General features: G+C 57.4%; 10 protein-coding genes. 5 read left to right on the top strand and 5 right to left on the bottom strand.

Features of this window, described 5'->3' with window-relative positions; all coding sequences use genetic code 11:
• The 4 genes from B3V69_RS11325 to B3V69_RS11310 all read right to left on the bottom strand — a co-directional run.
• On the bottom strand, window positions 1-426 hold a 426-nt coding region (locus B3V69_RS11325), incomplete at its 3' end, for an ABC transporter substrate-binding protein (RefSeq protein WP_296446592.1).
• A gap of 84 nt (window positions 427-510) precedes the next feature.
• Entirely contained in the window at window positions 511-1,215 is a 705-nt protein-coding gene (locus B3V69_RS11320) for an ABC transporter ATP-binding protein (protein WP_296446590.1), read from the bottom strand.
• Window positions 1,215-1,988 carry an ABC transporter ATP-binding protein gene (locus B3V69_RS11315; protein ID WP_296446588.1) on the bottom strand — a complete coding sequence of 258 codons (774 nt, stop codon included), beginning with the start codon at window positions 1,986-1,988 and terminating at the stop codon, window positions 1,215-1,217. The genes B3V69_RS11320 and B3V69_RS11315 overlap by 1 nt, the downstream gene beginning before the upstream one ends.
• 192 nt (window positions 1,989-2,180) lie before the next feature.
• On the bottom strand, window positions 2,181-2,945 hold the full coding sequence (locus B3V69_RS11310) for an SDR family oxidoreductase (RefSeq protein WP_296446587.1): 765 nt from the start codon (window positions 2,943-2,945) through the stop codon (window positions 2,181-2,183).
• A gap of 310 nt (window positions 2,946-3,255) precedes the next feature.
• Between B3V69_RS11310 and glmS the strand changes: the two genes are divergently transcribed.
• Both glmS and B3V69_RS11300 read left to right on the top strand, forming a co-directional pair.
• Entirely contained in the window at window positions 3,256-5,121 is a 1,866-nt protein-coding gene (gene glmS / locus B3V69_RS11305) for a glutamine--fructose-6-phosphate transaminase (isomerizing) (protein WP_296446585.1), read from the top strand.
• Window positions 5,122-5,153: 32 nt separating this feature from the next.
• On the top strand, window positions 5,154-5,732 hold the full coding sequence (locus B3V69_RS11300) for a VTT domain-containing protein (RefSeq protein WP_296446583.1): 579 nt from the start codon (window positions 5,154-5,156) through the stop codon (window positions 5,730-5,732).
• Window positions 5,733-5,748: 16 nt separating this feature from the next.
• Here B3V69_RS11300 and msrA read toward each other — a convergent pair whose 3' ends face one another.
• Window positions 5,749-6,492, bottom strand: a complete 744-nt coding sequence (gene msrA, locus B3V69_RS11295) for a peptide-methionine (S)-S-oxide reductase MsrA (protein ID WP_296446581.1) — start codon at window positions 6,490-6,492, stop codon at window positions 5,749-5,751.
• 206 nt (window positions 6,493-6,698) lie between these two features.
• On the opposite strand from msrA, the gene B3V69_RS11290 reads away from it, so the two are divergent.
• From B3V69_RS11290 to B3V69_RS11280, 3 genes are all read left to right on the top strand, one after another.
• Window positions 6,699-7,295: a cytochrome b/b6 domain-containing protein gene (locus B3V69_RS11290; RefSeq protein ID WP_296446579.1), complete on the top strand. Its 597-nt coding sequence runs from the start codon at window positions 6,699-6,701 to the stop codon at window positions 7,293-7,295.
• Window positions 7,296-7,306: 11 nt separating this feature from the next.
• A complete protein-coding gene (locus tag B3V69_RS11285; protein WP_296446577.1) occupies window positions 7,307-8,101 on the top strand; it encodes a molybdopterin-dependent oxidoreductase in 795 nt (264 codons plus the stop codon).
• A gap of 71 nt (window positions 8,102-8,172) precedes the next feature.
• Entirely contained in the window at window positions 8,173-8,361 is a 189-nt protein-coding gene (locus B3V69_RS11280; RefSeq protein WP_296446575.1) for a pentapeptide MXKDX repeat protein, read from the top strand.
• Window positions 8,362-8,462 lie beyond the last annotated feature (101 nt).

Genomic DNA, 8,462 nt, shown 5'->3' with positions numbered 1-8,462 from the left:
GGCGTAGTGCACGGTGTAGGGCGAGCAGGCTTCATTGGTCAGACGGGCCGAGCCGGGGCCTACCGCCATGAAGGGGCGCTTTTTTTCCTCGGCGACCTTGGCCATGGCCAGTGCGGTGGCCGAGTTGGTGCCGCCGATCAGCATGGACAGGCCGTCCTTGTCGATCCATTCGCGGGCTTTGGAACTGGCGACGTCGGCCTTGTTTTGGTGGTCGGCGGTTAGCACTTCAATCGGACGGTTCAATACCTTGCCGCCGAAATCCTGCACCGCCCACTTGACCATTTCACCGCCGGCCGGGCCGTCAATGTCGGCATACAGGCTGGACATGTCGGTAATGAAACCGATCTTGACCGGACCGGTGTTTTGCGCGGAGGCGGCGGTCGCGAATCCGATGGCCAATGCGGCGACGAGAGCGTTGAGTTTCATGGTGTCTCCTGGTTAGTTAGGTGTCGAAAAGCGGGGTCAAAAATCTGGATGATCTGTTGGCGATGGTGTTCGAGTTGGCGCATCTCAAACGCCCAGGTATTCCTGCAGCATGCTCATGTTTTGGGCCAACTCATTTTGTGCGAACTGTTTCACGATGGTGCCGTGCTCCATCACGTAAAAACGGTCGGCCAGCGGCGCGGCAAAACGGAAGTTCTGCTCCACCAACACGATGGTGTAGCCCTTGCTTTTAAGCGTCAGAATCATCTCGGCCAGCTTTTGCACGATCACAGGTGCCAATCCTTCCGAGATTTCATCAAGCAGCAGCAGGCGCGCTCCGGTGCGCAAAATGCGCGCCACTGCCAGCATCTGCTGCTCGCCGCCTGACAGGCGGGTGCCGGGGCTGGCCGCGCGCTCTTTCAGGTTGGGGAACATAGCGTAAATCTCTTCCACGCTCATGCCGCCGGGCGCAATGGTCGGTGGCAGCATCAGGTTTTCTTCCGCCGTCAGGCTGGCAAAAATGCCGCGTTCTTCGGGGCAGTAACCGACGCCGAGGTGGGCCACCTTGTGCGGCGCCATTTTGATGGTCTCAACGCCGTTGATTTTGATGGAACCTTTGCGCGTGCCGGTCAGGCCGACGATGGCACGCATGGTCGTGGTGCGCCCGGCGCCGTTGCGCCCCAGCAGCGTCACCACTTCGCCCTGGTGGACCGTCAGGTTCACGCCATGCAGGATGTGCGACTCGCCGTACCAGGCGTTCAGGTTGTCAATGCGCAGGAGCTCTTTTGTCATCAGTGTGCTCCCTGCAACTCAATGTTTGCGGTGCCCATGTAGGCTTCGATCACCAACGGATTGCGGGAGACCTCGGCATACGGGCCGTCGGCAATGATGGCGCCGCGTTGCAGCACGGTGATGCGGTCGGCAATTGATGAGACGACATTCATGTTGTGCTCCACCATCAGGATGGTGCGTCCGACCGAGACTTTTTTGATCAGCTGCGTCACGCGGTCCACGTCTTCGTGGCCCATGCCCTGCGTTGGTTCGTCCAGCAGCATCAGCTCGGGCTCCAGCGCCAGCGTCGTGGCCAGCTCCAGCGCGCGTTTGCGGCCGTAGGGCAGGTTGACGGTCAGCTCGTCAGCGAAGTCCTGCAGATCGACCTCGGCCAGCAACTGTCGGGCGCGTTCATGCAAATGAAACAGCGTGCTTTCGGCTTTCCAGAAGTGAAACGAGGTGCCCAGATTGCGCTGCAAAGCGGCACGCACATTCTCCAGCACCGTCATGTGGGGAAACACCGCCGAGATCTGAAAGGATCGGACGATGCCGCGCCGCGCCGTTTGCGCGGGTTCTTCTTTCGTGATGTCGACGCCGTTGAAGACGATGGTGCCCGTGGTCGGGTGCAGAAATTTGGTCAACAGGTTGAAGAAGGTGGTTTTGCCCGCACCATTCGGGCCAATCAACGCATGGATATGGCCACGCTGAACCTTCAGGTCGACTTGGTTAACGGCCACGAAGCCCTTGAATTCCTTGGTTAACCGATGCGTCTCAAGAATGAACTCCGCTGACAAATTACTCTCCGGCTACCGAGGTGGAATTGACGGACACACCGGCCCGCAACACGAAAGTGGATGCTAACGAGTTGCGCCGCGCCGCGGTAGCGGGTTAGCACTTAGGTAGTTTTACCAGCTGTGCCGCAAGCCAAAAACGAGACCACGCAGCTGCCGCACCCTGGTCGGCAGCGAGCGTGGGGGCTGGTGGGCCTAGCGTGCGTGCGTCACGCCGCCATCGACCACCAGCGTTGAGCCCACCACGTAGTCGCCAGCGCGTGAAGCCAGGTAAATCGCGGCGCCAGCCATATCTTCGTCCGTTCCTACGCGCCCGGCCGGAATGTGCGCCGCCACCGCTTCGCCGTGGTCGCGGGCGTCCTTGTTCATGTCCGACGCAAAGGCGCCGGGCGCGATGGCGCTCACCACGATGTTGTCCTTGATCAGGGTCAGGGCCATGCGACGTGTCAGTTGAATCAGGCCGGCCTTGCTCGCCGCATAGGAATAGGTTTCCTGCGGGTTGATCGAGATGCCGTCGATGGAGGCGATGTTGATGACCTTGGCGGGCTGTTTTTCACCCGCTTTGCGCAGCTGGGTGATCAAAGCCTGCGTCAGAAAAAAAGGCGTCTTCAAGTTCAGGTCAACGACCTTGTCCCAGCCGCTCTCGGGGAACTCGTCGAACGATGCGCCCCAGGCGGCACCGGCGTTGTTCACCAGGATGTCCAGTTGCGGCTCGTGCGCGGCGTAAGCCGCAGCCAGCGCCTTGGCGCCTTCTACCGTGGACACGTCCGCTGGCAGCGAAATGCAGTGGCCCAGGCTCGAGAGCTCTTTGGCAGTCTGGTCGCAGGCGGCGGCCTTGCGCGCCGAAATGTAGACGCGCGCGCCCTGCGCCAGAAAGCCAGCGGCAATCATGCGGCCGATGCCGCGAGAACCGCCAGTGATCAGCGCCGTGCGGCCTTGGAGGGAGAAAAGATTGTTCATGGACGGGTCCTGTGGAATGGGTGGGGTGGGAAGGGGGTGTCGCGCAGCTTAGCGCGGATCCTGGCGGCGGGGCGTCACTTTCGCGTCTGCCGGGCCAAGGCCTGCTTACCAGGCCATGCGTCGTTTTGTAGGCGTTACAGTGGTTAACTTCCCTTGAGTAAGTAATCAATTATTCCAAAATATTAAAAATTATGGTTTATTTGAATATTTTATAAAATATGTGAAATATAAATCCATATAAATACTAATTTCAACTACATATTTCTCGTTCATGCTTTTACCATTGGCACACTAATTTCTGGAGCAGTCTATGTGTGGCATTGTCGGCGCGGTCTCAAATCGCAACATCGTTCCCATCCTGGTGCAGGGCCTGGCCAGGCTGGAGTACCGCGGTTATGACTCCTGCGGTGTGGCGGTGGTTGCCAACGGCCTGCAGCGGGCTCGCAGCACCTCCCGCGTGGCGGAGCTGTCCGAGCAGGTGAACGCCAGCAAGCTAGAAGGCACAACCGGTATTGCCCACACGCGCTGGGCCACGCACGGCGCGCCGGTGGTGTGCAACGCACACCCTCATTTCAGCCACGGTACGGGGGTGGACGCCGCCAGTCGGCCGGGCCGCGTGGCACTGGTGCACAACGGTATCATTGAAAACCACGATGAGCTGCGGGCCTCTTTGCAGGCAAAAGGCTATGTGTTCCAGAGCCAGACCGATACCGAAGTCATCGCTCACCTGATTGACAGCCTGTACGACGGTGACATTTTCGAGGCGGTCAAGGCGGCGCTTCCCCAATTGCACGGTGCCTACGCGATTGCCGTGTTTTGCAAAGACGAGCCCCATCGCCTGATTGGCGCGCGGGCCGGGTCTCCCTTGATTCTGGGCGTTGGCAAGGACGGGCAGGAACATTTTCTGGCCAGCGATGCCATGGCGCTGGCCGGCGTGACCGACCAAATTGTCTACCTGGACGAAGGCGACGTGGTGGATGTCCAGCTGGGCAAATATTGGTTGGTGGACAAGGCACACAAGCCCGTGACACCAATGCAGCGCCCGGTCAAAACTGTGTCGGCGCACAGCGGTGCAGCCGAGCTGGGGCCGTATCGGCACTACATGCAAAAAGAAATTTTCGAGCAACCGCGCGCCATCGCCGACACCCTGGAAGGCGTTGACGGCATCGTGCCTGAGTTGTTTGCCGGCAGCGTCAGTGCGGCGCGGGTGTTCAAGGACATTGACTCGATCCTGATTCTGGCCTGCGGCACCAGTTACTACAGCGGCTGCACCGCCAAGTACTGGCTGGAGAGCATTGCCAAGATCCCGACGCAGGTGGAGGTGGCCAGTGAATACCGGTACCGCGATTCGGTTCCCAACCCGCGCACGTTGGTGGTCACCATCACCCAATCCGGCGAGACGGCGGACACACTGGCGGCATTGCGTCATGCCCAAAGCCTGGGCATGACCAACACCCTGACCATTTGCAACGTGGCCAGCAGCGCCATGGTGCGTGAATGCCAGCTCGCCTATATCACCCGCGCCGGTATCGAGATTGGTGTCGCCTCCACCAAGGCGTTCACCGCGCAACTGGCCGGTCTCTTTCTGCTGACGCTGGCGCTGGCCCAAGCCAAGGGACGCTTAAGTGAGTCCGAGGAGGCCCGGCACCTCAAAGCCATGCGTCATCTGCCTACCGCGCTGCAAGCGGTGCTGGCGCTGGAGCCGCAGGTCATTGCCTGGTCGGAAGACTTCGCAAAAAAAGAAAATGCGCTTTTTCTAGGCCGCGGTTTGCACTACCCCATTGCGCTGGAGGGTGCGCTCAAACTCAAGGAGATCAGCTACATCCATGCCGAGGCCTATCCGGCGGGCGAGCTCAAGCACGGCCCGCTGGCGCTGGTGACCAGCGCCATGCCGGTGGTGACGGTGGCGCCCAATGACGCGCTGCTGGAAAAGCTCAAGAGCAATATGCACGAGGTCCGCGCCCGAGGCGGCGTGCTCTATGTGCTGGCCGATGCCGATAGCCGCATAGAAAATGGCGAAGGTATTCACGTCATTCGCATGCCCGAGCATTACGGCGAGCTCTCGCCCTTGCTGCATGTGGTTCCTTTGCAGTTGCTGGCCTATCACACCGCCTGCGCCAAAGGAACCGATGTGGACAAACCTCGCAATCTGGCGAAGAGCGTCACGGTGGAATAGAGGCGGGGGGGGGGCACATAATTACTTTACACATGAAAATCCCGGTGCTCTGGCTTCGTTATAGACGCATTTTTTTCGTCCTGATGTTTCTAGTTGCGCTACTGGGCATTGTGCAATGGGCAGATCTGAGGCAGGACTTCAGCTTGGCATATTTGAGGCAGGCGCTTTCGGCAAACAGATGGACAGGACTGGCGGCGTTTGTATTGCTCTTTACCCTTGGCAATCTGGTGCAAGTTCCTGGCTGGCTCTTTCTCGCATCCGCAGTGTTGGTACTGGGCAAGTTGGGGGGCGGGTTGGCAACCTACGTCGCCGCCTGTATTTCCTGTGCAATCACTTTTTTGGCCGTTCGATGGGTGGGTGGCGACGCAGTCCAGAGAATGGACAGCCCACTCGCGTCCAAATGGCTCGCGCAATTGCATTTACATCCGATTCGCAATGTCCTCTTGTTGAGAACCGTGTTTCAAACCCTGGCGGCATTGAATTACGCCTTGGCCATGTCGGGCATCGGATTCAGGAAATACATGGTGGCAACCCTATTGGGCCTTCCCCTGCCAATTGCCATCTACTGTCTTTTGTTCGACTACATCGCAAAGATCGCGAACCTTGGTTAGAAGAACGTCTTCCCGCCTATGGCTTCACCAACACAGCTTGCTCCCGATACAACGCAGGCATCATGGTTTTTAGATTCACGATTTTGGGGAGATCAAAGCGGGCAATGTAAGACGAATCGGGATGCAGGGTTGCGTAGTTCTGGTGGTACTTCTCTGCCGGATAGAAGCCCTGTAGCGCACTCAATTGAGTCACAATTTTCCCGGGAAATACCTTGGCGGCATCGAGTTGAGCGATATAGCGCTCGGCAATCAACTTTTGACTGACGTCTTGGTAAAAAACGGCTGAACGGTATTGGGTTCCCGTATCCGGGTACTGGCGGTTGAGCTGTGTCGGATCGTGCGCCACAGAAAAATATATTTGCAGCAGTTGACCATAACTGATTTGTTGAGGGTCAAAGGTAATCTGCACCGCTTCTGCATGACCAGTTCCACCGCCACTGACTTGGTCATAGTCGGCTTCACCCGATTTACCGCCGGCATAGCCTGAGACTGCATTGAGTACCCCGCGCGTGTGTTGGAAAACCGCCTGGATTCCCCAAAAACACCCGCCAGCAAAAACAGTGCTCTGAGTGTTTCCAGCGAAGGGCGTTCCTCCGGCCAGCACCTCCTGGGAGGGTGCTGGTAGGGGCACTGGCTTTTCTGCCGTGGCGTTGGGGCTAAGGTAGACAGCGCCCAAAACGAGCGCACCCGCCAATAGCAGCATGTGCTTATTGGCGACGTTGAACCGGGGTGTTGGTAGTCCTGAGTGGGGTTGGGCCATGGTTGCTCCTCAATGTGATGTACAGGGTTGAAATCGACGTATCAGGTCTACCTCTTAGTCCACGCTGTGCCAGGGTTCTTACATCAAGAAAATAATTATCGAGGTTCTGTAAGAACGGGCTCGCTCGATGGACCAACCATCACAGGGCGAGGCCAATGCAGGCGCACTGATTGAGATTCCCCCCAAACCCACCTGAAAGGTAATGCATGGACAGCGGCAAACAAATAATTCATCCAGGCTGGCTGCGCGCTTCACATTGGATCAACGCGATTGCGGTGGTGATATTGGTCATGAGCGGCTGGAAGATTTACAACGCAACGGCATTTCTGGGATTTGCCTTTCCCAAAGATGTGACCTTGGGTGGTTGGCTCGGCGGCGCGCTGCTATGGCACTTCGCGGCGATGTGGGTTCTGGCCGTAAACGGCACGATCTACTTGTTACTCAATGCGGTGACCAAGCGCCTCTCTTCCAAATTCTTCCCACTCTTGCCAAAGCTCTTTGTGTCGGATTTGTTGTCCGCTTTGAAAGGACGGCTAGCCCATGCGGATCCACGCCAATACAACACGGTGCAGCGGGTGGCATATCTGTTCGTGATGTTCGATAGCGTGCTGTTGGTTTTGTCCGGCCTAGTCCTTTGGAAATCGGTGCAGTTTCCACTTCTGCGCGTGCTACTGGGAGGCTACGAGGGCGCACGGCTAATCCACTTTGCGGCTATGACTGCATTGGTGGCTTTTGTTGCTGTTCACCTGGTGATGGTCCTGCTGGTGCCACGCACGCTGGTGTACATGGTTCGTGGACGCTAGGAGTTATTTGTATGAACATCAAAACACCACTACGCCTTTCTATTGATCGCGATGCCGTCCTCAAGGAGGCGGTGGATCGCATAGGGCATGCCAATGCGGGCATGCGGGCCTCAAAGCGTAACTTTTTGCGCCAGTCACTGACGTTGGGTGGGCTCAGCATGCTGACCGGCTGCACGCTGGTTGACCAAGACAGCGTGGAGTCCGCACTCACACGCATCTCCCGTTTCAATGACGAGGTTCAAGGTTGGCTGTTTGACCCCAATCGTCTGGCACCCACCTATCCCGATTCGATGATTACGCGTCCCTTCCCCTTCAACGCGTTTTACGGCGAAGAAGAGATTCGTGAAATCGATGGCGGCAGTTTCCGGCTAGAGGTCGCAGGGCTGGTCTCTGACAAGCGCCGGTGGAGCCTGGCGGAATTACGGGCCATGCCGCAAATCGACCAGGTTACCCGTCACATTTGTGTCGAGGGCTGGAGTGCCATTGGCAAATGGGGAGGAGTGTCCTTTGGACGCTTCTTGCGCCTGGTGGGTGCAGACCTTACAGCGAAATATGTCGGGTTCAAATGTTCCGACGACTACTTCACCAGCATTGACATGGCAACGGCCTTGCATCCTCAAACCACTCTGGCACTCACTTATGACGGACAACCCTTGCCGCCCAAGTACGGCTTCCCGATGAAATTGCGGATGCCAACCAAGTTGGGCTACAAAAACCCCAAACATATTCAAGCGATTTTCGTCACCAATACCTACCCTGGCGGTTACTGGGAAGACCAAGGGTACAACTGGTTCGGAGGTAGCTGAGTTTTCTCAAGCTGCGTCCAAACATCGGCACTTTTGCCACTCACTGCAACAAGCAACTTTTAGGAGTAACCATGAATAAATTGACCGCAACCATCCTCTCCGCCTGCATGCTGCTGGCTACCACCGGTGCAATGGCTGATGAAATGAAGAAAGACGCCATGGGCAAAGAAGCCATGGGCAAAGACGCCGTGAGCAGGGATGCAATGGCGAAAGATGGAATGAAGAAAGACGCGATGGGCAAAGACGCCATGGTGAAGTAATTTTTTGGGTTCTTCATCAATTTCACTGTCATTTCCCCCTCACTGCGGGACAATCCAGTGATTCAAAATTACCAACTCGAACATGAAAGACACCGCGCTGT

This window comes from Rhodoferax sp. UBA5149, assembly GCF_002413825.1.
In the GTDB taxonomy this organism is placed as follows: Bacteria; Pseudomonadota; Gammaproteobacteria; order Burkholderiales; family Burkholderiaceae_C; genus Rhodoferax.
The sequence above is the reverse complement of the archived record's forward strand: the minus strand, read 5'-3'. Positions and strand labels throughout refer to the sequence as shown.

Bases quoted from the DNA above. Each gene is read 5' to 3' on its own strand.
- B3V69_RS11320 (WP_296446590.1), bottom strand. From the start codon at position 1,215: ATGACAAAAGAGCTCCTGCGCATTGACAACCTGAACGCCTGGTACGGC.
- B3V69_RS11310 (WP_296446587.1), bottom strand. From the start codon at position 2,945: ATGAACAATCTTTTCTCCCTCCAAGGCCGCACGGCGCTGATCACTGGC.
- glmS (WP_296446585.1), top strand. From the start codon at position 3,256: ATGTGTGGCATTGTCGGCGCGGTCTCAAATCGCAACATCGTTCCCATC.
- B3V69_RS11300 (WP_296446583.1), top strand. From the start codon at position 5,154: ATGAAAATCCCGGTGCTCTGGCTTCGTTATAGACGCATTTTTTTCGTC.
- msrA (WP_296446581.1), bottom strand. From the start codon at position 6,492: ATGGCCCAACCCCACTCAGGACTACCAACACCCCGGTTCAACGTCGCC.
- B3V69_RS11290 (WP_296446579.1), top strand. From the start codon at position 6,699: ATGGACAGCGGCAAACAAATAATTCATCCAGGCTGGCTGCGCGCTTCA.
- B3V69_RS11285 (WP_296446577.1), top strand. From the start codon at position 7,307: ATGAACATCAAAACACCACTACGCCTTTCTATTGATCGCGATGCCGTC.
- B3V69_RS11280 (WP_296446575.1), top strand. From the start codon at position 8,173: ATGAATAAATTGACCGCAACCATCCTCTCCGCCTGCATGCTGCTGGCT.